Here is a 22,483-nt window from a genome sequence, read left to right on the forward strand (position 1 = left end):
GCCCCGCGTTTGCGGTTCATTGGCGAATGGTCAACGGTCTCCTTTGCAAGCGCGCCCCTATGTCAGCAGTCCTCCCCACCACCGTTTCGGGCACGCCACTGTCGGGATTGGCGCGTGCGCTGACCCAGGCCGGCAAACTGTCGGCGGCGCAGGCGGAGATGCTGCAAAAGAAATCCGCCACCGACAAGGTGCAGTTCATCGACAGCCTCGTCACCAGCGGCCTGATCGATTCGCACGGACTGGCCGTGTTCTGTGCCGAGACCTTTGGTTATCCGCTGATGGACCTGTCGGCCTTCAGTGTGGCCATGCTGCCGCCGAAAATCATCGACGACAAGCTGATGCAGGCGCAGCGCGTGATCGCCCTGGCCAAGCGGGGCAACAAGATGTCGGTGGCCATTTCCGATCCCACCAACACGCAGGCGCTCGACCAGATCAAATTCCAGAGCGAAGCGTCGGTGGAGCCGGTGATCGTGCCGCACGACGCCCTGATCGCCCTGCTGGCCGCGCTGGGCAAGAGCGCCGAGCAGAGCCTGCAGGACCTGGCCGGCGACGGCGCCGACATCGAGTTCGCCGAAGAGTCGACGGAGACCGTAGTCGACCAGGCCAACGACATCGAAGACGCGCCCATCGTCAAGTTCCTCAATAAAATCCTGATGGACGCCATCAACCTGGGCGCGTCGGACATCCACTTCGAGCCCTTCGAAAAGTTTTACCGGATCCGCCTGCGCATTGACGGCGTGCTGCGCGAACACGCCCAGCCCCCCATCACCATCCGCGACAAGCTCGTCTCGCGCATCAAGGTGCTGGCCCGGCTCGATATTTCCGAAAAGCGCGTGCCGCAGGATGGCCGCATGCGCCTGGTGATGTCGCCCGTAAAAACCATCGATTTCCGCGTCTCCACCCTGCCCACCCTGTTCGGCGAAAAGACCGTCATGCGCATTCTCGACGCCACCCAGGCGCAGATGGGCATCGATGCGCTCGGCTACGACCCGGACCAGAAGGAGCTGCTGCTCGAAGCCATCCAGCGTCCTTACGGCATGGTGCTGGTGACGGGTCCGACCGGTTCGGGCAAGACGGTGTCGCTGTACACCTGCCTGAACGTGATCAACAAGCCCGGCATCAATATTTCCACTGCCGAAGATCCGGCCGAGATCAACCTGCCCGGCGTGAACCAGGTCAACGTCAACGACCGCGCCGGCCTGACCTTCCCGGTGGCCCTCAAATCGTTCCTGCGCCAGGACCCGGACATCATCATGGTGGGCGAGATCCGCGACCTGGAGACGGCCGACATCGCCATCAAGGCGGCGCAGACGGGCCACATGGTGTTTTCCACGCTGCACACGAACGATGCGCCGTCGACGCTGACGCGCCTGATGAACATGGGCGTGGCGCCGTTCAATATCGCCTCGTCCGTGATCATGATCACCGCCCAGCGCCTCACCCGGCGCCTGTGCACGTGCAAGAAGCCGGTCGAGACCAGCCGCGAAATCCTGCTTGCGGCGGGCTTCCGGCCGGAAGAGCTGGAAGGCGACTGGAAGCCCTACGGCCCGGTCGGCTGCGAGCGCTGCCTGGGCGGCGGCTACAAGGGCCGGGTCGGCATCTACCAGATCATGCCGATCACCCCCGCCATTGAAAAAATCATCCTGGCCCACGGCAACTCGATGGAGATTGCCGCCCAGTCCGAACTGGAAGGCGTGAAATCGCTGCGCCGTTCCGGCCTGATGAAGGTCAAGCAGGGTCTGACCAGCCTCGAAGAAGTCCTTGGCTGCACCAACGAATAGGAAGTCCCATGGCCACCTCGCCGTCCAAAGCAATGCAAGTGAAGGAAACGGTCTATGCCTGGGAAGGCAAGGACAAGTCCGGCAAGACGGTGCGCGGCGAACTGCGCGCCGGTGGCGAGGCGGTGGTCAACGTCACCTTGCGCCGCCAGGGCGTGATGGTCACCAAGATCAAGAAAAAGGTCTACCGCAGCGGCAAGAAAATCACCGGCAAGGACATCGCCCTGTTCACCCGCCAGCTCGCCACCATGATGAAGGCCGGCGTGCCCCTGCTGCAGTCCTTCGACATCGTCGGCAAGGGCCACTCGAACCCGTCCATGTCGAAGCTGATCATGGACCTGCGCTCGGACATTGAAACGGGCACCAGCCTGAACAACGCTTTTCGCAAGTACCCGCTGTATTTCGATCCCCTGTTTTGCAACCTGGTGGGCGCCGGCGAGCAGGCCGGTATCCTGGAAGACCTGCTGACCCGGCTGGCCATCTACAAGGAAAAAACCCTGGCCATCAAGGGCAAGATCAAGTCGGCCCTGATGTACCCGATATCGATCCTGGCGATCGCCTTCGTCGTCACCGCCGTCATCATGATCTGGGTGGTGCCGGCGTTCAAGTCCGTGTTTGCCAGCTTCGGCGCCAACCTGCCCACGCCGACGCTGGTGGTGATGGCCATTTCCGAGTTTTTCGTGTCGTACTGGTGGGCCATTTTCGGCGGCATCGGCGCCACCGTCTACTTCTTCTTCCAGGCCTGGCAACGCTCGGCCAAGATGCAGCGCTCGATGGACATCATCCTGCTCAGGGCGCCGATTTTCGGCGACGTCATCCGCAAGGCGGCGATCGCCCGCTGGACCCGCACCCTGGCCACCATGTTCGCCGCCGGCGTGCCGCTGGTCGAAGCGCTCGACTCGGTGGGCGGGGCCGCCGGCAACGCCGTCTACCTGGAAGCGACCCGCAAGATCCAGAGCGAAGTGAGCACCGGCACCAGCCTGACCTCGGCCATGCAGAACGCCAATGTGTTCCCCAACCTGGTCACGCAGATGGTCGCCATCGGCGAAGAATCGGGCGCCCTCGACTCGATGCTGAGCAAGGTCGCCGATTTCTTCGAGGAAGAAGTCGACGAAGCCGTCGCCGCCCTGTCCTCGCTGATGGAGCCCTTGATCATGGTCATCCTCGGGGTGCTGATCGGCGGCCTGGTCATTGCCATGTACTTGCCGATCTTTAAGCTCGGTTCCGTGGTGTAGGGGCTGGCTTGACATCGTCGGCCACGATGCCTGGGCAGACGCCCGCTCTCTGGCCGAGAGCGGCCCCCTAGCGAAACAGCACGCCGGCGTCGTGCTCCGGGCGCGGTGGCAGAAGTTGCACAGAAATGAACGCAGGTTCAACGTTCCCTCTGCTTGCCAATTGCGCAAGCTGATGCAGGACTGCTGCCAAGTCCGGCGTACGCATCATTCGTTCAAGGAGATCGATCAGTATTTCTTCTACGCGATCAGCTGATTTTTCGCCAACAACATACTGGACACGAACGACAGGTGATGGCGAGGGGGCCGCAACAGGGATTTCCGCGAAGGTGAGCATCGCGATACCCATGGCAAGGTTTCGTCTGGACAACAAGGGGCTCCTGCCCACTGTTTGCTAGCGCTGTTCGTGCTTCTCGCCGTCCCCCTCGCGGGGCACTACCAGGCGCACACGTTTTCTTTTCTTTACCGTCGTGGAGATTTCCTGTCCCGGTTTGATTGACGGCGACGGCGCTACCGGCAGTGGAAAGCCCAGAAACACCATGATGAAAAAAATCGGCAAGAGCAGATAAAATAACGGTCGGCGCCAGTGAATTTTCTTTTTCATCATTATTAATAAATGGTTATTAAGATAGAAATTTCAAGCGATGCGCCCCGGTATTTCTTCGCGGTACAAAACTGCGATCCATGCCACAGGCCGAAGCACAGGCATCGGGCCCATCCCGAACCTTCCTCCGGACTCCGACAGGCACCTGGCAAGTTCAAGGTGCGCAGATGCCAGACGGCCAGCAGTACCGGTCAGCATCGGCAAACGGGCGTCACCGTGCACCGTGTGGCCCCCCTCGCTAGATTTATGGCAACATGTAAATATGAAAATATTTACCGTCATCTTCTCCGCCATCCACAGTTTGATGGCCTTGCTGTTCGCCCTGGCCGCCCTGGTGCTGGTGATTATTTCCGCGCGCATGGGCTGGGACGCCTTCAACGGCGGCCTCGACGGCGTGGCCGCCATGGCCATTATCGAAGCGATGGGCCTGCTTGCGGCCGGCGTGGTGGCCCTGCAGATCGCCGAAACCATCATCGAGGAAGAAGTCATCCGCGACAGCGACATCAGCGCGCCCACCCGGGTGCGGCGCTTCCTGTCGCGCTTTTTCGTGGTGGTGGTGGTGGCGCTGGCCCTCGAAGGCCTGGTCGCCACCTTCAAGGCGCTGCACGAAAATCCCGCCGAGCTGCCGTACGCGGCCAGCATCCTCGTGGCCGTCTCCTTCATGCTGGCGGCCTGGGGCGTGTTCGTACACCTGAACCGCTCGGCCGAAGAACTCGAGCCCGAAGCGATGGAAGACGCCAAGCAGGAAGACGAAAAGCTGAAATAAAGGCCACCGCCTGGCGCGGCGGTCGACCATCGAAGGGCGGCGCCTGGGTCGGCCCACTATAAATTCTGTCGAGAAACCTTACATTCCAAAATAAAATATTCTCGCAACGCTCACAAGCGCTTGTTTTTAATCAGATTGCGCAAGCTGGCATGCCATTTGCTTACCTTTGAGAATCTAATATTCTCACAGGGAATCAAATGCAACTCATCAATAAATTGACTGCCGCACTGCTTGCCGCTGCTTCCCTGCTGGCCATCAGTCCCGCCGCCAATGCGGGCCTGGTCGCCTTGTACACCTTTGACAACGCCGCCAATCTCGGTCTCGACAAGAGCGGCAAGGGCAACAACCTGGTCAATTCGGGCAGCGTGGCCGCCACCGCCGGCGTCTACGGCGGTGGCCTTGCGCTCAACGGCGGCAGCGCCCTGCTCGCCGCCAGCGGCACCTTGGCCGGCCTGCCAACGGGCGACAGCTCGTATTCGATCACGGCGTGGATCAACCCGACGACTTCGGGCGCGGGCGGCATCGTCGGCTGGGGCAACTATGGCACCAACAACGAGGTGGTGGCCTTTCGCATGAATGGCGACTACAGCCTGCACAACTACTGGTGGTACAACGACCTGAGCGCCAATTCCCCCACCAACCTCACCACGGGCTCCGGCACGACGGGATGGCATTTTGTCGCCGCCACCTACGATGCGATCACCCACGTCAATTCGATCTATATCGACGGCGTGCAAGTGGCCACCCGCACGGCCACGGGCCTGAATGCAAAGGCCATGAATTTCGCCGTCGGCAAGACCGTTGATAACGAATATTTCAACGGCCAGATGGACAACACCGCCATTTTCAACCAGTCGCTCACCAGCACCGAACTGCTGGCCATTTCGCGCAACGACTTCTCGGCCTTCGGCGTGGGCGTCGTACCGGAGCCGACCAGCCTGCTGCTGCTGGCCATCGGCGCCGCCGCCCTGGTCGGCACGCGCCGCCGCGCCACGCGCGCCGCCTGACCGGCCCGGTCGCGCACTGCCGGCACGGCTTGTTCCCGTGCCGGTTTTTTTTGCCCGCCCGCAGGCCGCGCGCCGCGCCGCCATGATTGCGCAAGCCGCGCCAGCCGTCTATGATTGAAGGAATTCCTAAGATGCAACATCGCATCGTTTTCCTCCTCTACGCGGATCGTCATGCTTCCTGAAACCCTGTTCTTTGCCGCGCCGGGCGACCTCGCCGCCACCGTGTTCGCCGCCGTGTTCGGCCTGCTGATCGGCAGTTTCCTCAACGTCGTCATCTACCGCATGCCGAAGATGATGCAGCGCGACTCCGACAACTATGTCGCGCACGAAAGCGGCAAGGACCTGCCGCACCAGGACACCTTCAATCTGATGGTGCCCCGTTCGGCCTGCCCCCACTGCGGCCACCAGATCACCGCGCTGGAAAACATCCCCGTGCTGAGCTACCTGGCCCTGCGCGGCAAATGCAGCGCCTGCAAGGCGCCCATCCCGGTGCGCTATCCGGCCATCGAAGCGCTCACGGCGCTCGTCTCGGCGGCGCTGATCTGGCACTTCGGCAGCGGCTTGGCCGGCATCGCCACGCTGGGCTTTGCCTATGCCCTGATCGCCATGACGTGCATCGATTACGACACCCAACTGCTGCCCGACGACCTGACCTTGCCGCTGCTGTGGGCGGGCCTGCTGCTCAACCTCAACGCCACCTTCGTGCCCCTGCAGGACGCCGTCATCGGCGCCGCCGCCGGCTACCTGGTGCTATGGGCGATCTACTGGCTGTTCAAACTGGCCACCGGCAAGGAAGGCATGGGCTACGGCGATTTCAAATTGCTCGCCGCGCTGGGCGCGTGGATGGGCTGGAAGGCGTTGCCATCGATCATCCTCATTTCCTCGGTGGTGGGGGCGGTGGTGGGCATCACCCTGATCGTCGCCGCCGGCCGTTCGCGCGAAAAAACCATTCCCTTCGGTCCCTACCTGGCCGCGGCCGGCATGATCGCCATGCTGTGGGGCGCGCCCATCGCGGCGTATTCTCAGCGGATGTTCGGGTGAGCCACGGCAAACTCCAGATCGGCCTGACGGGCGGCATCGGCTGCGGCAAGACCACGGTGGCCAATCTGTTCGCCGAACGGGGCGCCAGCGTGATCGACGCCGACCTGATCGCGCACGCCATGACGGCGCCACACGGCCCGGCCATGGCCGCCATTGGCGCCGCCTTCGGCCCCGCCTTCATCGGCGCCGACGGCGCCCTCGACCGCGCCGCCATGCGCGCGCTGGTGTTTGCCGATCCACCGGCCAGGCAGCGCCTCGAAGCGATCCTGCACCCGATGATCCGCGCCGCCGCCGAGGCCCAGGCGGCCGCCGCCACGGGACTGTACGTGATCTTCGTGGTACCGCTGCTGATCGAGTCGGGCGCCTGGCGCGAACGGGTGGCGCGCATCCTCGCCATCGACTGCGCCGAATCGACGCAAGTGGCGCGCGTGATGGCCAGAAACGGTTTAAGCGAAGCGCAGGTGCGCGCCATCATGGCCAGCCAGGTCAGCCGCACCACCCGGCTGGCGGCGGCCGACGATATCATCGACAACGACGACGGCATCGACGCCCTGCTACCGCAAGTGGACGCATTGCACGCCCGATACCGGACAATATCAGCGACAATGTAGTCGATACCAATACATCGTTTGTAATTTCCGGGCGCTTGCTGCAGAATCACGAGAATTATTCGCTTCCAACCACAAAAGGGATGTCATTTTGATCGTCTACGAATACCCTTTCAACGAGCGCATACGCACGTTGTTGCGGCTGGAAGATTTGTACGAAAAATTCAAGTTTTTTGTCCATCAAGAACACCCGATGCAGCACCACGTCGCCCTCTCGACCATCTTCGACATGCTCGAAGTGGCCGGCCGCGCCGATCTGAAATCGGACCTGCTGCAGGAACTGGAGCGGCAAAAACAAAGTCTGCTCAGCTACCGCTCCAATCCGAATGTCGCCGCCGAGATGCTCGATGCCGTCCTGGGCGAACTCGAAACGGTCAGCGCCAGCCTGGTCGCCGCCCAAGGCAAGACGGGGCAGAACGTGCGCGACAACGAATGGCTGATGAGCATCCGGGGCCGCACCATCATTCCCGGCGGCGCCTGCGAATTCGATTTACCGTCGTATTACGCCTGGCAGAAACGCCCGGCCCAGCAGCGCTTCGACGACATCAACGCCTGGTTCGCCCCGCTCGCGCCCCTGTTCGACGCGCTCGCACTGGTGCTGCGCCTGCTGCGCGATTCGGGCGGTCCCGTTAAAATGATCGCCATCGCCGGCAGCTATCAACAAATGCTGCAAGGTAAGGTGTACCAGATGCTGCGCCTGACCCTCGATGAAAAATCGGGGGCGATCCCTGAAATCTCTGCCAACAAATACATGCTGTGGGTGCGGTTTACCACCCAGGGCGGCGACCTCAAGCCGAAACCGCTCGAGGACGATGTGCCGTTCGAACTCACGCTGTGCAATTTTTGAAGTGCGAATCATCCACCATGACAGTCGTATCCTGCCCTACCTGCGCCGCCAAAGTCGAATGGACCGAGGCCAGTAAATACCGCCCGTTCTGCTCCGAGCGTTGCAAGCAAATCGACCTGGGCGCCTGGGCCGAAGAAAAATACACGATTCCCGCGGCGACGCCGACGGACCCGCTGGACGACCCGCTGGCGTAGCAACGCGTCGCTCTAGACAGTCACCCCCACCGGCACCACGATCGGCCCGTTGCCGTTGGCGTAGCGGTCCATGAACAACCCTTCCAGGCCAATCTCCGGCTGGCGGGCGCTGACCAGGTCGGCCAATACCCTGCCCGAGCCGCACGCCATGGTCCAGCCCAGCGTGCCGTGGCCCGTATTCAAGAACAGGTTGCGATACGGCGTCGGCCCGATCAGCGGGGTGCCGTCCGGCGTCATCGGCCGCAGGCCGCACCAGAACTGCGCCTGGCTGGTGTCGCCGCCGTGCGGGAACAGGTCCGTCACCGAGTGTTCCAGGGTGTCGCGGCGCGCCTGTCGCAAACTCAGATCGTAGCCGGCGATTTCCGCCGTGCCGCCCACGCGGATGCGGTCGCCCAGCCGCGTGATGGCCACCTTGAAGGTCTCGTCCATCACCGTCGACTCGGGCGCGCCGGCGGCGTCGACCACGGGCATGGTGATCGAATAGCCCTTGACGGGATAGACGGGAAGGCGGATGCCCAGTTGCCGGGCCAGCAGCGGCGAATAGCTGCCCAGCGCCAGCACGAAGGCGTCGGCGGTGAGCTCGCCGTCGGCCGTGACGACCGAGGTGATCCTGTCGCCCGTCGTCACCAGGCGCGAGATGGTCACGCCCTGGCGGAACTGCACGCCGCGTTCCCTGGCCAGTTCGGCCAGCCGCTGGGTGAACTTGAAGCAGTCGCCCGTCTCGTCGCCGGGCAGCTGCAAGCCGCCGACAAATTTGCCGCGGACGTTCTTCAGGGCCGGCTCGTAGCGTTCGCAGCCGGGCGCATCGAGCAGCGCGTACGGCACCTTGTACCGGTCGAGCACGGCGATGTCGCCGGCCGAGCCGTCGAGCTGTTGCTGGGTGCGGAACAACTGCAGGGTGCCCTTGCTGCGCTCGTCGTAGGCGATGCCCGTGTCGTGGCGCAGCTGGACCAGGCAGTCGCGCGAATACTCGGCCAGGCGCACCATGCGGCCCTTGTTGATCTCGTAGCTTTTCTGGTTGCAGTTGCCCAGCATCTGGAACATCCAGCGCCACATGTCGGCGTCGAACGCAGGCCGCAGCACCAGTGGACTGTGGCGCATCATCAGCCACTTGACCGCCTTGGCGGGCACCCCCGGCCCCGCCCACGGCGCCGCATAGCCGGGCGAGACCTCGCCGGCGTTGGCGAAGCTCGTTTCCATCCCGGGTGCACTCTGGCGGTCGATGACGGTCACTTGGTGGCCCGCCTCGGCCAGGTAGTAGGCGGAGGTGGTGCCGATGACGCCACTTCCCAGGACGATGATGTTCACGTGCGACCCCTTGCAGATGTTAGAGAGCGGGCGCCGCGGCCGGCGGGTGGGCCGGCGCAGGGGCGGAGTAACGCAACTGGTCAAGCCATTCAAGCAGGGGAATCGTGGCTGGCAGCAGGGGCGCGACGGCCACCTTGCCCTGCCACGCAAAGGCCTGCCCCTCCAGGCCCTGCGGCGCGCCGCGCCAGGCGCGGCTGATATAGAAATGCAGGCGCACGTGAGCGTGTTCGTACACGTGTTCGACCCCGCACCACGGTTCGGCGCTGTCGATCATCAAGCCCAGCTCTTCGAGAAATTCGCGCTGCAAGGCGGCGAACAAGGCTTCGCCCGGCTCGACTTTCCCGCCCGGGAATTCCCAGTAACCGGCATACGGTTTACCGGCGGGGCGCTGGCCCAGCAGCACGTCGCCATTGGGCTGCACCAGGATGCCGACGACGACATCGATGGGACCTGCGGCCGGCGCCGGTGCGCCGCTCATGCGGCGGGACCCTCGGCCAGCTTGCCCGCGTAATCCTTGGCGAACTGCCAGGCCACCCGGCCCGAGCGCGAACCGCGCTGCAGGGCCCAGCGCAGGGCCTCGGCGCGCGCCTGCCCGATCTGCGCGGCGTCGCAGCCGAAACTGGCCAGCCAGTGGCCGACGATGTCGAGGTAGTCGTCCTGCTTGAACGGGTAGAACGACAGCCACAGGCCGAAGCGCTCGGACAGCGAGATTTTTTCCTCGACCGTCTCGCCCGGATGCAGGTCGCCGTTGTCGTCGCTGGAATAGCCGGCGTTGTCGCTCATCCGCTCGGGCATCAGGTGGCGGCGGTTGGAGGTGGCGTAGATCAGCACATTGTCCGACTGCGCGGCGATCGAGCCGTCCAGCGCCACCTTCAGGGCTTTGTAGCCGCTCTCGCCTTCCTCGAACGAGAGGTCGTCGCAGAACACGATGAAGCGCTCGGGCCGGCCAGCCACCAGTTCGACGATGTCGGCCAGGTCGGCCAGGTCGGCCTTGTCCACTTCGATCAGGCGCAGGCCGTCGCCGGCGAACTGGTTCAGGCAGGCCTTGATCAGGGAAGACTTGCCGGTGCCGCGCGCGCCCGTCAGCAGCACGTTGTTGGCGGGGCGCCCATGGACGAACTGGCGGGTGTTCTGCTCGATCTGCAGCTTCTGGCTGGCGATGTTGTGCAGGTCGTCCAGAGTGATGGCGGCGGCATGCGTCACCGGTGCCAGGTGGCCATGGCCGTTGCGCTTTTTCCAGCGGAAGGCGAAGCTGCGCCGCCAGTCCGGCTCGCGCGGGGGCGCCGGCGGCAGCACCGCTTCGACGCGCGCCAGCAGGGCTTCGGCGCGCACCAGGAACTGCTCGAGCGGCGTCATCGCTTACGAGCGGTAGTCGGCGTTGATCGTCACGTACTCGTGCGACAGGTCGCAGGTCCAGACGGTGGCGGCGGCGGCGCCGCGGCCGAGCGTGACGCGCACCAGGATTTCGCTTTGCTTCATGACGCGCTGGCCATCGGCTTCCTGGTAATCGGGATTGCGCCCGCCGCTTTTTGCCACCCAGACGTCGTCGAGGTACAGGTCGAGCAGGTTGACGTCGAGGTCATCGACGCCGGCGTAGCCGATGGCGGCGAGGATGCGGCCCAGGTTCGGGTCGGAGGCGAAGAACGCCGTCTTCACCAGCGGCGAGTGGGCGATGGCGTAGGCGATCTTGCGGCATTCCTCGACCGACTGGCCCTGCTCGACGGTGATGGTGATGAACTTGGTGGCGCCTTCGCCGTCGCGGATGATCTGCTGGGCCAGGTTGCGCGAAATGTCGGTGACGGCGTCGCGCAGGGCGCGGTAGTCGTCCGAGTCGGTGCTGTCGATGACCAGCGTGCCGGCGCCGGTGGCGATGAGCATGAAGGAATCGTTGGTCGAGGTGTCGCCGTCGATGGTGATGCAGTTGAACGACTGGTCGGCCGCGTGGCGCACCAGCTCATCGAGCACGCCTTGCGCCACCGTCGCATCGAAGGCCAGGTAACCCAGCATGGTGGCCATGTTCGGCTTGATCATGCCGGCGCCCTTGCTGATGCCCGTCATGGTGACGCTGTGACCGCCAATGCGCACCGTGCGCGAGGCCGCTTTCGGCTGGGTGTCGGTGGTCATGATGGCTTCGGCCGCGTTGAACCAGTTGTCCGCGGTCAGATTGGCGATGGCGGCGGGCAGGCCGGCGACGATTTTTTCGACCGGCAGGGGCTCGAGAATGACGCCGGTGGAGAACGGCAAAATCTGTTCCGGCGCGCAGTCCAGCAGCGCGGCCAGCGCGGTGCAGGTTTGCTGCGCGTTGGCCAGGCCCGCTTCGCCCGTGCCCGCATTGGCGTTGCCCGTATTGACCAGCAGCGCGCGGATCGGCGCGCCGCCCGCCGTCACCGCGGCCAGGTGGGCTTTGCTCAGTTGCACGGGAGCGGCGCAGAAGCGGTTCCTGGTGAAGACGCCGGCGACGGTGGCGCCGTCGGCCAGGCGCATCACCAGCACGTCCTTGCGGCCCGGTTTCTTGATGCCGGCCTGGGCGTACCCGATCTCGATGCCAGCGACAGGTTTCAGTTCAGCGGCGACGGGCAGCGGGGAGTTGACGGCCATGGCGATCTCAATCAAAAAAAAGTCAAAAAACGAAGGAAAAACACGAGCCGCTATTGTAACGCGTCACCCGTCCAATGCCATCTGCCCGCGTCCGCCATCAGAGCCTGGCCCCGAACTGAACCGGCTTGCGCGAACCTCAGCGGGATCGTGAAACGCCCCGGCATCGCAGGTGAACTCGCCAGATCATGGAGAACGTGCATGAACGTTTGAGGTTTTTTCTTGTCTGTCAGCCCATCGAGTAAAGTATTGGCATGGGAAATTAATCTTGCTCACTACCGATCACGGATCTATGAAACTACTCAAGCAATTGGTCATGACCTCGCTCATCTGCCTAACCCAGGCGGCCCATGGCGCCGGCCCGCTGGTGCTGTACACCGATTTTGGCACCAAGGATGGCGCCGTCTCGGAAATGAAAGGCGTCGCCTACAGCGTGTCACCCAAACTATTGATTTCCGATCTGAGCCATGAATCGCCGGAGTCGATTTTTGCGGGCGCCTATCGTTTACACCAGGTATCGCCTTACTGGCAATCCGGCACCGTCTTCGTGACCGTCATCGATCCCGGCGTTGGCACCGAACGCTTGTCGGTGGTCCTGAAAACCAAAAAAAATCACTATTTTGTCGGCCCCAACAATGGTTTGCTCACGTTCGTGGCGGAGCACGAAGGGATTGCCGAAGTACGGCAGATCGATGAAACAATCAACCGCTTGAAAGGCTCGGAAGACTCCCACACCTTCCACGGACGCGATGTATTCGGCTATACAGGTGCACGACTGGCGTCGGGAAAAATCCGCTTCGAGCAGGTCGGCCCCCGAATTTCCGCAGATCGCCTGGTATTGATCCCCTATTTGAAGCCATCGCACACCGGCAACGTGGTCAAGGGGATGATCCCGGTGCTTGACGTTCAGTACGGCAATGTCTGGAGCAATATACCGAAGACCATGTTCGACCGCCTCGGCGTCAAGATCGGTGACCCGGTGCAGGTGCGTATTTATCACGGCAAGGATCTGGTCGATCAACTGGTCGCCCCGTATCAAAACACGTTTGGTGAAGTGCCTGTCGGCAAACCGCTCGTGTATGTGAACAGTTTGATGAATATTTCCGTCGCCCTGAACCTGGGAAGCTATGCTGCGGAACATAAAATTGAATCTGGCGTGGACTGGTTGATCGATGTGACGCCGCTGGATCGATAGGCGCGGACGTGGCAGAGGTTTTTATAGATGGCCTCAAGGCGCGCACCGGGGCAGGTGACTTTCGGGTCCATTAAGTTGATAATGGAAAATATTTTCAACTTGATCATTCAATCGTGAAACCATCCTTCCTGTTCGCCGCCGTCGCCGTCCTTGCCGCCACCGTCCATGCCGCGCCCGCCACGGCGCCCAAACCGCCGTCCCCGCCCGGCCCGGTGGCCAAGGCCATGTCGGCGATGGCGCAGGAATTGAGCGGGGCCACGCCGGTGTCGCTGCCGCCCCAGCAGCGGCTGGACGCATTGCTGCAGTTTCGCCACACGCCCGCCACTGCCGCCCTGCTGGAAAAAATCTACGGCAGCACGCCCGCCTGGACCCTCAGCCGGCTGCCGGCCGGTCCCGGCGCGGCCAATTACCGGGGCGTGCTGGCGCCCTTGCATTTCAGGGACGGCGACGGCAGCACGGTCGACTGGGCGGCGTTCCCCGTCGATTTCGCCGTCGGCGGCGATGGCCGCAGCGTGGACGTCACCGGCAGCTGGCCGCAGATGGCGGGCAGCGACAAGGACGTGCGGGTGACGCTGAGCGGCTTGAAGCTGGCCCTGCAGCAGCAGCGCAGCGCCGACCTGCTGTGGTTCGGCAGCGGCACCGTCGACATCGACAGCGTGGCGTTCGAGCCGCAGGCGCGTGGCACCACTGCAGCCGGACCGCGCATCGCCTTCGAGGGCATCCGCATCAACTACGCCCTGCGCGACCAGCAAAGCCGCGGCGAAATGGCTTACCAGTTCGACGTGCGCCGGCTGGGCATCGGCGCGGAGGGCGTCGACAACATCAAGATCGCCACCCGGCTGACCTCGATCGACCGCCAGAGCCTGCTCGAGCTGCAAAAATATGGCGCCTCGACGGCGGCCATTGGCGGCACACCGGAGCAGAGAATGGCGCAGATGCGGCCCCTGTTCAGAAGCCTGGCGCGCGGCGCGATCCGCAGCGGCACCGCCCTCGAAATCGATGAAATCAGCGCCAGCTTCCACGGCCAGAGCGTGCGCGCCAGTGGCCGCGTGAGCCTGGAAGGGGCGCTTGAAGCGGACGCCGACAATGCCGCCGTGCTGCTGAAAAAACTGGCGCTGCGCCTGTCCGTGAAAGCGCCGCTGGCGCTGCTGCGCGAGGTGTCGACGGCGATGGCCGAGATCCAGGTGCGGGCGAAGAACAATGGCCAGGCCGACCCGCAGGCGGTGGCCCAACTGGCCGGCACCATGAACGACCTGGCGCTGGGCAAAATGGTCTCGAGCGGCTTCGTGCGCCTCGACGGCGACACCCTCTCGAGCGAGATCGTGTACAACGCCGCGCAGGGACTGCGCATCAACGGCAAGGCAGCGCCGCTGCCGCCCATGCCGGGCACGGGCACGGGCACGGGCACGGGCAGCGTGGCGGCCGCGTCGCCGCAGATGATGCAGGCGCGCCGCATCGACGCGCGCTGCGTGCTGCCGGCTTATCCGGACGATGTCGTCAAGGCCGACGCGCCCCTCGCGCTGTCCATGCGGCTGCTGGTGAAGGCCGACGGCAGCGTGCGCAACGTCACCCTCGCCTCGCCCAGCAACCGGCCCGACTACGATCAGGCGGCGCTGGCGGCGGCCGCCCGCTGCGTCTACATTCCCGCGCTGCGCAACGGCCAGCCGGTCGATGTGCCGGTGCTGTGGAAAGTGGTGCGCGAAGCGGGCAGCACGCGCCCCTGAGCGCTTGTCTTCGATCGACTGAAAGGGGCGGCGACGCATGTCCGAGACACAACGCGATATTTTAAGTACGTGTTTTTCGCTGGCCATCATTGTGCTGGCGGCCTTCGTCACGCAGCGCTTTTTCCTGCCGGTGGTGTGGGCCGGCATCTTGTGCATCGCCACCTGGCCCATGTTCGCGCGGCTGCTGCGGCTGTTCAACGGCCGCCAGATCGTCGCCGCCCTGGCCGCCACCGTGATTGCGGCCCTGCTGTTCATCGTGCCGCTGGCAGTGGCCCTGAGCGAGGCGACGCACGAGGCGCCGGCGCTGGCGGCGCTGATCGCCGACGCCAACAACAACGGCCTGGCGGCGCCCGCCTGGCTGCTGCGCATTCCCATGGCCGGCGTCACCGTCCATGACTGGTGGAGCACCACCCTGGGGCAGCCGCACGGCATTGCCCACCTGCTGCAGGACGGCTCGGTGGCGCGCCTGAAAAGCGCCAGCGAGGTGCTGCGCAATGTGGGCGCGCACCTGGTGCACCGTCTGATCGACATCGGCTTCGCCTTCGTCACCCTGTTCTTCTTTTACAAGGACGGCCCCGCGCTGGTGCGCCAGCTTGAGGCCATCGGCAGCGACTGCATGGGCCGCCCGCGCTGGACGCTGTACGCCACCAAGGTGCCCACCGCCGTGCGCGCCACCGTCAACGGGCTGGTGCTGGTGGGCCTGGCCGAGGGGCTGCTGCTGGGGATCGTGTATGCCTTCGCCGGGGTGCCCTCGAGCGTGCTGTGGGGCGCCGCCACCGGCATCCTCGCCATCATCCCGTTCGGCGCGCCCGTCGCCTTCCTCGCCGTGGCCGCTGTTCTGGCCATCGGCGGCCACCTGGTGGCGGCCGTCGTCGTCATCGTCGCCGGCACCACGGTGCTGTTCATCGCCGACCATTTCGTCCGCCCCACCATCATCGGCAACGCCACCGCCCTGCCCTTCCTGGCAGTATTGTTCGGCATCCTGGGCGGCGTCGAAACGCTGGGCCTGGTGGGCCTGTTCATCGGCCCCGTGGTCATGACCTTGTTCGTCACCCTGTGGCACGAAGAAAACCTGTTCGGCCCCGGCGTCAAGCCGGGCCATTGAGACCGACAAGGGGGGCGCAGCCCCAGCACAAGCCCGATCGCAAAAGTAGGGTTTCACTTTTGTTTGATTCCCCGAGGCGAACGTTGATCTGAATCGGGTTTGCGTATACTGAAAAAGCCCCACGGCTCTGCCGGGGGGCTTTTTTATCTGACTAACACAAACAAAAGTAGGGTTTCACTTTTGTTTGATTCCCCGAGGCGAACGTTGATCCTGAATCGGGTTTGCGTATACTGAAAAAGCCCCACGGCTCTGCCGGGGGGCTTTTTTATCTGACTAACACAAACAAAAGTAGGGTTTCACTTTTGTTTGATTCCCCGAGGCGAACGTTGATCCGAATCGGGGTTGCGTATACTGAAAAAGCCCCCCGGCTCTGCCGGGGGCTTTTTTATCTGGCTAACACAAACAAAAGTAGGTTTTCACTTTTGTTTGATTAACTCAACTTTCCATGACACGCCTTGAACTTCTTGCCGCTACCGCAAGGGCAAGCGTCATTGCGTCCCACCTTCATGCCGTTGTAGGTCGTGGCCGGGTCATCGACAGCGTTGACTTCACCGGGCGCCGGCGCCAGCAGTTCTTCCGGGGTGGCGTTCGGCTGGTAGTCGGCGTGCTGGTAGCTGATGTTTTCCAGGTGTGCCTGCTGCTCGGCCATGGCCGCTTCGGCAGCGTCCACTTCTTCGCGTGACTGGATGCGCACCTGCATGATCTGGCGGATCACTTCGTTCTTGATCTCGTCGAGCATGCTGCCGAACAGTTCGAACGCTTCGCGCTTGTATTCCTGCTTCGGGTTCTTCTGGGCGTAGCCGCGCAGGTGGATACCCTGGCGCAGGTGGTCCAGCGCCGCCAGGTGTTCGCGCCAGTGGCTGTCGACAGCCTGCAGCATGACGCTGCGCTCGAAGCCGCCGAACGATTCCTTGCCGACGATGGCGATTTTTGCATCGTACGACGCGTTCGCCGCTGCCTGCACCTTCTCGAGGATGTCCTCGTCGGTGATGTTGGCATCGGCCGCCAGCGCTTGCGCCAGTGGCACCGGCAGGCTCCACTCGTTGGCCAGGGCGTTTTCCAGCGCCGGGATATCCCACTGCTCTTCGACCGATTCGGCCGGCACGTGGATGCGCACGACATCGTTGAACACACCCGCGCGCAGCGAGGCGATCAGATCGGAAATATCGAGCGTTTCCAGCAGTTCGTTACGCTGGGTGTAGATCACCTTGCGCTGATCATTGGCGACGTCGTCGTATTCGAGCAGCTGCTTGCGCACGTCGAAGTTACGCGCTTCGACCTTGCGCTGCGCCGTCTCGATCGAACGCGTGACCATGCCCGCTTCGATCGGTTCGCCTTCCGGCATCTTCAGGCGGTCCATGATCTGGCGCACGCGGTCGCCCATGAAAATGCGCAGCAGGCTGTCGTCGAGCGACAGGTAGAAGCGCGAAGAACCGGGATCGCCCTGGCGCCCCGAACGGCCGCGCAACTGGTTGTCGACGCGGCGCGATTCGTGCCGCTCGGTGCCGACGATGTGCAGGCCGCCGGCACCCACCACGTGTTCGTTGAGCGATTTCCACTCGTTGCGGATGGTGTCGGCCTGGGCTGCTTTCTCGGCGGCGGACAGGCTCTCGTTGGCGTCGATGAACTGGATCTGCTTTTCGACGTTACCGCCAAGGACGATGTCGGTGCCGCGGCCTGCCATGTTGGTGGCGATGGTGATCATCTTCGGCCGTCCCGCCTGGGCGATGATCTCCGCTTCGCGGGCGTGCTGCTTGGCGTTGAGGACGTTGTGGGGGAGCCCGGCGCCGGTCAGGATACCGGAGAGCAGCTCCGAGTTTTCGATCGACGTGGTGCCCACCAGGACGGGCTGGCCCCTTTCGAAGCAGTCGCGGATATCGACCAGCATGGCGCCGTATTTTTCCTGCGACGTCTTGTAGACCTGGTCCTGGCGGTCCTTGCGCTGCGACGGACGGTTGGGCGGAATCACCACCGTCTCGAGGCCGTAGATTTCCTGGAATTCGTACGCTTCCGTGTCGGCCGTGCCGGTCATGCCCGACAGCTTGCCGTACATGCGGAAGTAGTTCTGGAACGTGATCGAGGCCAGCGTCTGGTTCTCGTTTTGAATGCGCACGCCCTCTTTCGCCTCGACCGCCTGGTGCAGGCCGTCCGACCAGCGCCGGCCCGTCATCAGGCGGCCAGTAAATTCATCGACGATGACGACTTCGTCGTTTTGCACCACGTAGTGCTGGTCCTTGTGGAACAGCGCATGGGCACGCAGCGCCGCATACAAATGGTGGATCAGGGTGATGTTGGCGGCGTCGTAGAGCGAGGCGCCTTCCGGCAGCAGGCCCATCTTGGTGAGGATCGCTTCGGCCTTTTCGTGGCCCGCTTCCGTCAGCAGCACGGTGTGGGCTTTTTCGTCGCGCGTGTAGTCGCCGGCGACTTCGACAACGCCCTTGCCGTCGGGGGTCTCTTCGCCCACCTGCAAGGTCAGCATCTGCGGCAGCGCATTGATCTGCACGTACAGGTCGGTGTGGTTCTCGGCCTGGCCGGAGATGATCAGCGGGGTGCGCGCTTCATCGATCAGGATCGAGTCGACTTCATCGACGACGGCGAAGTTCAGGCCCCGCTGGACCCGCTCCGACTTGTCGTAGACCATATTGTCACGCAGGTAGTCGAAGCCGAATTCGTTGTTGGTACCGTAGGTGATGTCGGCGGCGTAGGCGGCCTGCTTGGTGTCGTGGTCCATCTGCGACAGGTTCACCCCCGTCGTCAGGCCCAGCCAGCCGTACAGGCGGCCCATCCACTCGGCATCGCGCTGGGCCAGGTAGTCGTTGACGGTGATGACGTGCACGCCCTTGTCGGACAGCGCGTTGAGGTAGGTCGGCAGGGTCGCCATCAGGGTCTTGCCCTCGCCCGTGCCCATTTCGGCGATTTTGCCGAAGTGCAGGACCATGCCACCGATCATCTGCACATCGAAATGGCGCATTTTCAGCACGCGGCGCGCCGCTTCGCGGCAGACGGCGAACGCCTCCGGCAGCAAATCGTCGAGCGAGGTGCCGGCGGCGACCCGCTTCTTGAACTCCGGCGTTTTCGCCTGCAGCTCGGCATCCGACAGGGCTTCCATCTGCGCTTCGAGCGCATTGATCTGGGCCACCGTCTTTTTGTATTGCTTAAGCAGACGCTGGTTGCGGCTGCCGAAAATCTGGGTCAGTAATGACATGCTTAAATTCTTGAAAAATGCGCCGCGAAAAAGAGCTGGAGTCGTAACACGAAGTTACCGGATACCAGCCGCCATTGGCAAAAAGAGAGTGATTTTATCACGCGATCCTGCCCCACTTGGGGTTATCCCGCGCGATAACAAGTGCGCCTGGTAAAGAAAGTTGTCGAATTGCTCCGCCGGGTGGCAGCCCGCCACCAGCGCGGCGCCCTCCTGTGTTATGTTGTGCATCATGCGCTTTACCACTCCAGATCAACGCGGCGGCCACATTTACGGCACCCGTTCTCGCCAGACCTCGATCGGGGCCACCGATTTTTTAAGCGGCAACGCGCGCATGGCCAGCCTGTTGCCCACCGCCATGCGCATGGCGCGCCTGCAGAAAGACTGCGCCGACGCCCTGCCGCCCATGTTCGCCAATTGCGACGTGCTCTCGTTCGAAGAAGCGCAGCTGGTGCTGGCGGTGCCCACCTCGGCCGTCGCGGCCAAGCTCAAGCAGCAGGTGCCGAAGCTGCAGGGCGCCCTCCAGCAACGGGGCTGGCAAGTCGACCAGATCAGGCTCAAGGTGCAGGTGACACGCTCGATCGCCCCGGTGGTGCACACGCGCCAGCTCGATTTTCCGCAAACGGCCGTGCAAGCGTTCGCCCAACTGGGCGACGAGTTGCCCGACACACCGCAAAATGCCCGCCTGATCGCCGCCATCAAGGCGATGGCCGCGCGCCGGCGTTAATGATACGGCTTTACTGCAAAACCCCGTAAAATCGTATCATTTTAAACACTCAAGTGAGCGCCCACTCGCGCGCCATTTGCCGGATATACGACTGGGGCGCGACGGCGGCGCGGTCGTAACTGACGATTTCGTAGGCCGCAGGGTCCTTGAGCAATTCGAGCAGCAGCAGGTTGTTCAGGCCGTGCCCCGATTTGTGGGCGCTGTAACTGGCCAACAAGGGATGGCCCACCAAATACAAGTCACCGATGGCGTCGAGAATCTTGTGGCGCACGAATTCGTCTTCGTAGCGCAAGCCGTCCGAATTGAGGATCCGGTATTCGTCCATGACGATGGCGTTTTCCAGCGAGCCGCCGCGCGCCAGGCCCATCCCCCTTAAACTTTCCACATCCTGCATGAAGCCGAAGGTGCGCGCGCGCGCCACGTCGTGGACGTAGGACACGACGCCGAAGTCGACCGAGGCGCGCTGGGTGGTGCCGTCGACCGCCGGGTGGTTAAATTCGATATAAAAATCGAGCTTGAAACCGTCGTGGGGCGACAGTCGCGCCCATTTTTCCTGCGCCCCCGTGCCCTGGCGCACCTCGACATCCTTGAGCACGCGAATGAATTTTTTCGGCGCCTCCTGCTCTTGCAGGCCGGCCTGCTGCAGCAGGTAGACGAAGGACGCGGCCGAGCCGTCCATGATGGGAATTTCCTCGGCGGACACGTCGACATACAGATTGTCGATGCCCAGTCCCGCGCAGGCCGACATCAGGTGCTCGACCGTGGAGACGCGGGCGGCGCCCTTGATCAACACAGACGCCATGCGGGTGTCGCCCACCACGCCCGCGCTGGCGGGAAACTCGACGACGGGGTCGAGATCGACGCGGCGGAACACGATGCCCGTATCGACGGCGGCCGGGCGCAGGCTGAGCACGACCTTGGTGCCCGAATGCAAGCCGACCCCGGTGGTGCGCACGGGATGCTTGAGGGTTGTTTGCTTTAACATGGGGCGATTATATCCAGTTTGAAATACTGCCGTGCTCAGGGATGTTCCGCCTCGGCATGGCTGCCCTCGTGGCGCAACAGGTACAGTCCGCTGCCAATGATAATCGCCGCGCCCACCATGGTATAGCGGTCGGGCAGCGTGTTCCACAACAGCCAGTCGAAGCCCACCCCGAAGGCGAGCGCCGTGTATTCGAACGGCGCCACCTTCGACGCTTCGCCGTAGCCGAACGCTTCGGTGATGGCCAGTTGCCCCAGGAAGCCGCTGACGGCCAGCGCGCACAGCAGGCCGGTATCGCTGGCGCGCACGGCCACCCAGTGGGGCGCGGCCAGCGCGCCCGCGCCGATCGCAATGAACAGCATCAGCCACAGCACCATGTGCTCGCTGCGATCGGTGCGCGAGAGGATGCGCGCCGAAATGGCCGACACCGCATACATGGCGGCCGCGCCCAGCACGGCCAGCCCGCCCAGGGTCAGCATGCCGGCGCCGCTGGGGCGCAGCACCACCAGCACGCCGACCAGGCCGACGACGATGGCGGCCCAGCGCGCGGCATTGACGGTTTCCTTCAAAAACAGCACGGACAGGGCGGTGATCAGGGCGGGCGCGATAAAAAAGATCGAATACGCCTCGGCCAGCGACAGCGTCTGGATGCCGAAGGCGAACAGCGACAGCATGGCGATGCCCAGCACGCCGCGCATCAGGTGCATGCCCCAGCGCACCTTGAACATGGCGCCGAACGCGCCGCGCCAGCCCACGTAGGCCAGCACCAGCGGCAGCGAGGTGAGCGCGCGCAGCGCCGCCACCTGCATGGCCGGGTAGGTGCCCGAGAGCAGTTTCATGCAGGTGTCCATGACGGAAAACAGGGCCACCGCGCACAGCATGGCGTAGATGCTGCGCAGGTTGCTGGTGCGAATGAGGGTGCTGGCCATCGGGGCCTTCTAAAAAATCAGCGATAAAAAAACGGCGCCGCGGCGCCGTTGGTGCAGCCTGGGATAAATCTTAGCCCAGCTGTTCGAGCAGCGTGTCAGCGCCCGATACTTTCAGGCCGCCGCCCTGCTCGACGTTCAATTGCTTGACGACGCCGTCTTCGACCAGCAGCGAGTAACGCTGCGAGCGCGTGCCCATGCCATGCTTGGAGAAGTCCGCATCGAGGCCCAGCGCTTTGCTGAAGTCGGCGTTACCGTCGGCCATCATGCGCACGATGCCAGTGGCTTTCTGATCGCGGCCCCAGGCGCCCATGACGAAGGCGTCGTTGACGGAGATGCACCAGATTTCATCGACGCCCTTGGCCTTGAAGGCGTCGGCGTGGGCGACGTAGCCGGGCACGTGCTGGGCCGAGCAGGTTGGCGTGAACGCGCCTGGCAGACCGAAGATGGCGATTTTCTTGCCCTTGACGAGGTCGGCGGCCTGGAACTGGTTCGGTCCCAGCGCGCAGCCGGCGGTTTCGGTTTCGATGAATTCTGCGAGCGTGCCGTCTGGCAGGGTATCGCCAACTTGGATGGTCATGGTGGACTCCTGGATGTTGTTGTAGGGTGAAATAGCCCGGCGCCACAGTGCGCCGGGAGATG

General features: G+C 63.6%; 22 protein-coding genes. 12 read left to right on the plus strand and 10 right to left on the minus strand.

Features of this window, described 5'->3' with window-relative positions; all coding sequences use genetic code 11:
- Positions 1-59: 59 nt before the first annotated feature.
- Together pilB and ACP7EY_RS17020 are read left to right on the plus strand one after the other, a co-directional pair.
- Positions 60-1,781 carry a type IV-A pilus assembly ATPase PilB gene (gene pilB / locus ACP7EY_RS17015; protein WP_426195661.1) on the plus strand — a complete coding sequence of 574 codons (1,722 nt, stop codon included), beginning with the start codon at positions 60-62 and terminating at the stop codon, positions 1,779-1,781.
- Between the two features lie 8 nt (positions 1,782-1,789).
- A complete protein-coding gene (locus tag ACP7EY_RS17020) occupies positions 1,790-3,013 on the plus strand; it encodes a type II secretion system F family protein (RefSeq protein ID WP_426195663.1) in 1,224 nt (407 codons plus the stop codon).
- Between the two features lie 67 nt (positions 3,014-3,080).
- Here the strand turns inward: ACP7EY_RS17020 and ACP7EY_RS17025 are convergent, their stop codons facing one another.
- Both ACP7EY_RS17025 and ACP7EY_RS17030 read right to left on the minus strand, forming a co-directional pair.
- Positions 3,081-3,359 (minus strand): hypothetical protein, encoded by a 279-nt coding sequence (locus ACP7EY_RS17025; protein WP_426195665.1) that lies wholly within the window; start codon positions 3,357-3,359, stop codon positions 3,081-3,083.
- 45 nt (positions 3,360-3,404) lie between these two features.
- Positions 3,405-3,617, minus strand: a complete 213-nt coding sequence (locus tag ACP7EY_RS17030; protein WP_426195667.1) for a hypothetical protein — start codon at positions 3,615-3,617, stop codon at positions 3,405-3,407.
- Positions 3,618-3,876: 259 nt separating this feature from the next.
- Here ACP7EY_RS17030 and ACP7EY_RS17035 point away from each other — a divergent pair, with 259 nt between their 5' ends.
- The 6 genes from ACP7EY_RS17035 to yacG all read left to right on the plus strand — a co-directional run bounded on the left by ACP7EY_RS17035 (position 3,877) and on the right by yacG (position 8,077).
- Positions 3,877-4,380, plus strand: a complete 504-nt coding sequence (locus tag ACP7EY_RS17035; RefSeq protein ID WP_426195669.1) for a hypothetical protein — start codon at positions 3,877-3,879, stop codon at positions 4,378-4,380.
- A 197-nt stretch (positions 4,381-4,577) separates the two neighbouring features.
- On the plus strand, positions 4,578-5,387 hold the full coding sequence (locus tag ACP7EY_RS17040; protein WP_426195670.1) for a LamG domain-containing protein: 810 nt from the start codon (positions 4,578-4,580) through the stop codon (positions 5,385-5,387).
- A gap of 171 nt (positions 5,388-5,558) precedes the next feature.
- On the plus strand, positions 5,559-6,428 hold the full coding sequence (locus ACP7EY_RS17045; protein WP_426195672.1) for a prepilin peptidase: 870 nt from the start codon (positions 5,559-5,561) through the stop codon (positions 6,426-6,428).
- Positions 6,425-7,039: a dephospho-CoA kinase gene (coaE, locus tag ACP7EY_RS17050; RefSeq protein ID WP_426195674.1), complete on the plus strand. Its 615-nt coding sequence runs from the start codon at positions 6,425-6,427 to the stop codon at positions 7,037-7,039. The genes ACP7EY_RS17045 and coaE overlap by 4 nt, the downstream gene beginning before the upstream one ends.
- A gap of 88 nt (positions 7,040-7,127) precedes the next feature.
- On the plus strand, positions 7,128-7,883 hold the full coding sequence (gene zapD, locus ACP7EY_RS17055) for a cell division protein ZapD (RefSeq protein WP_426195676.1): 756 nt from the start codon (positions 7,128-7,130) through the stop codon (positions 7,881-7,883).
- A gap of 17 nt (positions 7,884-7,900) precedes the next feature.
- Positions 7,901-8,077 carry a DNA gyrase inhibitor YacG gene (gene yacG, locus ACP7EY_RS17060; protein WP_426195678.1) on the plus strand — a complete coding sequence of 59 codons (177 nt, stop codon included), beginning with the start codon at positions 7,901-7,903 and terminating at the stop codon, positions 8,075-8,077.
- Positions 8,078-8,089: 12 nt separating this feature from the next.
- On the opposite strand, the gene ACP7EY_RS17065 is transcribed toward yacG, so the two are convergent.
- The 4 genes from ACP7EY_RS17065 to argJ are packed head-to-tail and all read right to left on the minus strand — an operon-like array spanning position 8,090 to position 11,983.
- Positions 8,090-9,385, minus strand: a complete 1,296-nt coding sequence (locus tag ACP7EY_RS17065) for a D-amino acid dehydrogenase (protein WP_426195680.1) — start codon at positions 9,383-9,385, stop codon at positions 8,090-8,092.
- A gap of 19 nt (positions 9,386-9,404) precedes the next feature.
- On the minus strand, positions 9,405-9,863 hold the full coding sequence (locus ACP7EY_RS17070) for an NUDIX domain-containing protein (protein WP_426195681.1): 459 nt from the start codon (positions 9,861-9,863) through the stop codon (positions 9,405-9,407).
- Entirely contained in the window at positions 9,860-10,741 is an 882-nt protein-coding gene (locus ACP7EY_RS17075; protein WP_426195682.1) for an ATP-binding protein, read from the minus strand. Before ACP7EY_RS17075 ends, ACP7EY_RS17070 begins: the two co-directional genes overlap by 4 nt.
- 3 nt (positions 10,742-10,744) lie before the next feature.
- Complete coding sequence (gene argJ, locus ACP7EY_RS17080; RefSeq protein ID WP_426195683.1) at positions 10,745-11,983, minus strand: bifunctional glutamate N-acetyltransferase/amino-acid acetyltransferase ArgJ; 1,239 nt, start codon at positions 11,981-11,983, stop codon at positions 10,745-10,747.
- 313 nt (positions 11,984-12,296) lie between these two features.
- On the opposite strand from argJ, the gene ACP7EY_RS17085 reads away from it, so the two are divergent.
- The 3 genes from ACP7EY_RS17085 (at position 12,297) to ACP7EY_RS17095 (ending at position 16,004) form a co-directional block, all read left to right on the plus strand.
- Positions 12,297-13,175 (plus strand): SAM hydrolase/SAM-dependent halogenase family protein, encoded by an 879-nt coding sequence (locus ACP7EY_RS17085; protein ID WP_426195684.1) that lies wholly within the window; start codon positions 12,297-12,299, stop codon positions 13,173-13,175.
- Positions 13,176-13,288: 113 nt separating this feature from the next.
- The gene (locus ACP7EY_RS17090) at positions 13,289-14,899 is read left to right on the plus strand and encodes a DUF945 family protein (RefSeq protein WP_426195685.1); all 1,611 of its coding nucleotides are present in this window, start codon (positions 13,289-13,291) and stop codon (positions 14,897-14,899) included.
- A 37-nt stretch (positions 14,900-14,936) separates the two neighbouring features.
- Positions 14,937-16,004: an AI-2E family transporter gene (locus ACP7EY_RS17095; protein ID WP_426195686.1), complete on the plus strand. Its 1,068-nt coding sequence runs from the start codon at positions 14,937-14,939 to the stop codon at positions 16,002-16,004.
- Positions 16,005-16,434: 430 nt separating this feature from the next.
- Here the strand turns inward: ACP7EY_RS17095 and secA are convergent, their stop codons facing one another.
- Positions 16,435-19,209: a preprotein translocase subunit SecA gene (secA, locus tag ACP7EY_RS17100; protein WP_426195687.1), complete on the minus strand. Its 2,775-nt coding sequence runs from the start codon at positions 19,207-19,209 to the stop codon at positions 16,435-16,437.
- 229 nt (positions 19,210-19,438) lie between these two features.
- On the opposite strand from secA, the gene ACP7EY_RS17105 reads away from it, so the two are divergent.
- A complete protein-coding gene (locus ACP7EY_RS17105) occupies positions 19,439-19,933 on the plus strand; it encodes a DciA family protein (protein ID WP_426195689.1) in 495 nt (164 codons plus the stop codon).
- A gap of 49 nt (positions 19,934-19,982) precedes the next feature.
- Here the strand turns inward: ACP7EY_RS17105 and lpxC are convergent, their stop codons facing one another.
- From lpxC to ACP7EY_RS17120, 3 genes are all read right to left on the minus strand, one after another.
- Complete coding sequence (gene lpxC / locus ACP7EY_RS17110) at positions 19,983-20,918, minus strand: UDP-3-O-acyl-N-acetylglucosamine deacetylase (protein WP_426195691.1); 936 nt, start codon at positions 20,916-20,918, stop codon at positions 19,983-19,985.
- Between the two features lie 35 nt (positions 20,919-20,953).
- Positions 20,954-21,796: a DMT family transporter gene (locus tag ACP7EY_RS17115; protein WP_426195773.1), complete on the minus strand. Its 843-nt coding sequence runs from the start codon at positions 21,794-21,796 to the stop codon at positions 20,954-20,956.
- Between the two features lie 118 nt (positions 21,797-21,914).
- Positions 21,915-22,421 carry a peroxiredoxin gene (locus ACP7EY_RS17120; RefSeq protein WP_426195693.1) on the minus strand — a complete coding sequence of 169 codons (507 nt, stop codon included), beginning with the start codon at positions 22,419-22,421 and terminating at the stop codon, positions 21,915-21,917.
- Positions 22,422-22,483: the final 62 nt, after the last annotated feature.

Origin of the sequence: Massilia sp. DWR3-1-1 (assembly GCF_049898325.1) — a bacterium.
In the GTDB taxonomy this organism is placed as follows: domain Bacteria; phylum Pseudomonadota; class Gammaproteobacteria; order Burkholderiales; family Burkholderiaceae_D; genus JAFCUW01.

Bases quoted from the DNA above. Each gene is read 5' to 3' on its own strand.
- ACP7EY_RS17040 (WP_426195670.1), top strand. From the start codon at position 4,578: ATGCAACTCATCAATAAATTGACTGCCGCACTGCTTGCCGCTGCTTCC.
- ACP7EY_RS17115 (WP_426195773.1), bottom strand. From the start codon at position 21,796: ATGCTGTGCGCGGTGGCCCTGTTTTCCGTCATGGACACCTGCATGAAA.
- ACP7EY_RS17070 (WP_426195681.1), bottom strand. From the start codon at position 9,863: ATGAGCGGCGCACCGGCGCCGGCCGCAGGTCCCATCGATGTCGTCGTC.
- ACP7EY_RS17035 (WP_426195669.1), top strand. From the start codon at position 3,877: ATGAAAATATTTACCGTCATCTTCTCCGCCATCCACAGTTTGATGGCC.
- secA (WP_426195687.1), bottom strand. From the start codon at position 19,209: ATGTCATTACTGACCCAGATTTTCGGCAGCCGCAACCAGCGTCTGCTT.
- ACP7EY_RS17105 (WP_426195689.1), top strand. From the start codon at position 19,439: ATGCGCTTTACCACTCCAGATCAACGCGGCGGCCACATTTACGGCACC.
- ACP7EY_RS17120 (WP_426195693.1), bottom strand. From the start codon at position 22,421: ATGACCATCCAAGTTGGCGATACCCTGCCAGACGGCACGCTCGCAGAA.
- argJ (WP_426195683.1), bottom strand. From the start codon at position 11,983: ATGGCCGTCAACTCCCCGCTGCCCGTCGCCGCTGAACTGAAACCTGTC.
- ACP7EY_RS17045 (WP_426195672.1), top strand. From the start codon at position 5,559: ATGCTTCCTGAAACCCTGTTCTTTGCCGCGCCGGGCGACCTCGCCGCC.
- ACP7EY_RS17085 (WP_426195684.1), top strand. From the start codon at position 12,297: ATGACCTCGCTCATCTGCCTAACCCAGGCGGCCCATGGCGCCGGCCCG.
- ACP7EY_RS17075 (WP_426195682.1), bottom strand. From the start codon at position 10,741: ATGACGCCGCTCGAGCAGTTCCTGGTGCGCGCCGAAGCCCTGCTGGCG.
- ACP7EY_RS17030 (WP_426195667.1), bottom strand. From the start codon at position 3,617: ATGATGAAAAAGAAAATTCACTGGCGCCGACCGTTATTTTATCTGCTC.
- lpxC (WP_426195691.1), bottom strand. From the start codon at position 20,918: ATGTTAAAGCAAACAACCCTCAAGCATCCCGTGCGCACCACCGGGGTC.
- pilB (WP_426195661.1), top strand. From the start codon at position 60: ATGTCAGCAGTCCTCCCCACCACCGTTTCGGGCACGCCACTGTCGGGA.
- ACP7EY_RS17025 (WP_426195665.1), bottom strand. From the start codon at position 3,359: ATGGGTATCGCGATGCTCACCTTCGCGGAAATCCCTGTTGCGGCCCCC.
- ACP7EY_RS17095 (WP_426195686.1), top strand. From the start codon at position 14,937: ATGTCCGAGACACAACGCGATATTTTAAGTACGTGTTTTTCGCTGGCC.
- ACP7EY_RS17020 (WP_426195663.1), top strand. From the start codon at position 1,790: ATGGCCACCTCGCCGTCCAAAGCAATGCAAGTGAAGGAAACGGTCTAT.
- yacG (WP_426195678.1), top strand. From the start codon at position 7,901: ATGACAGTCGTATCCTGCCCTACCTGCGCCGCCAAAGTCGAATGGACC.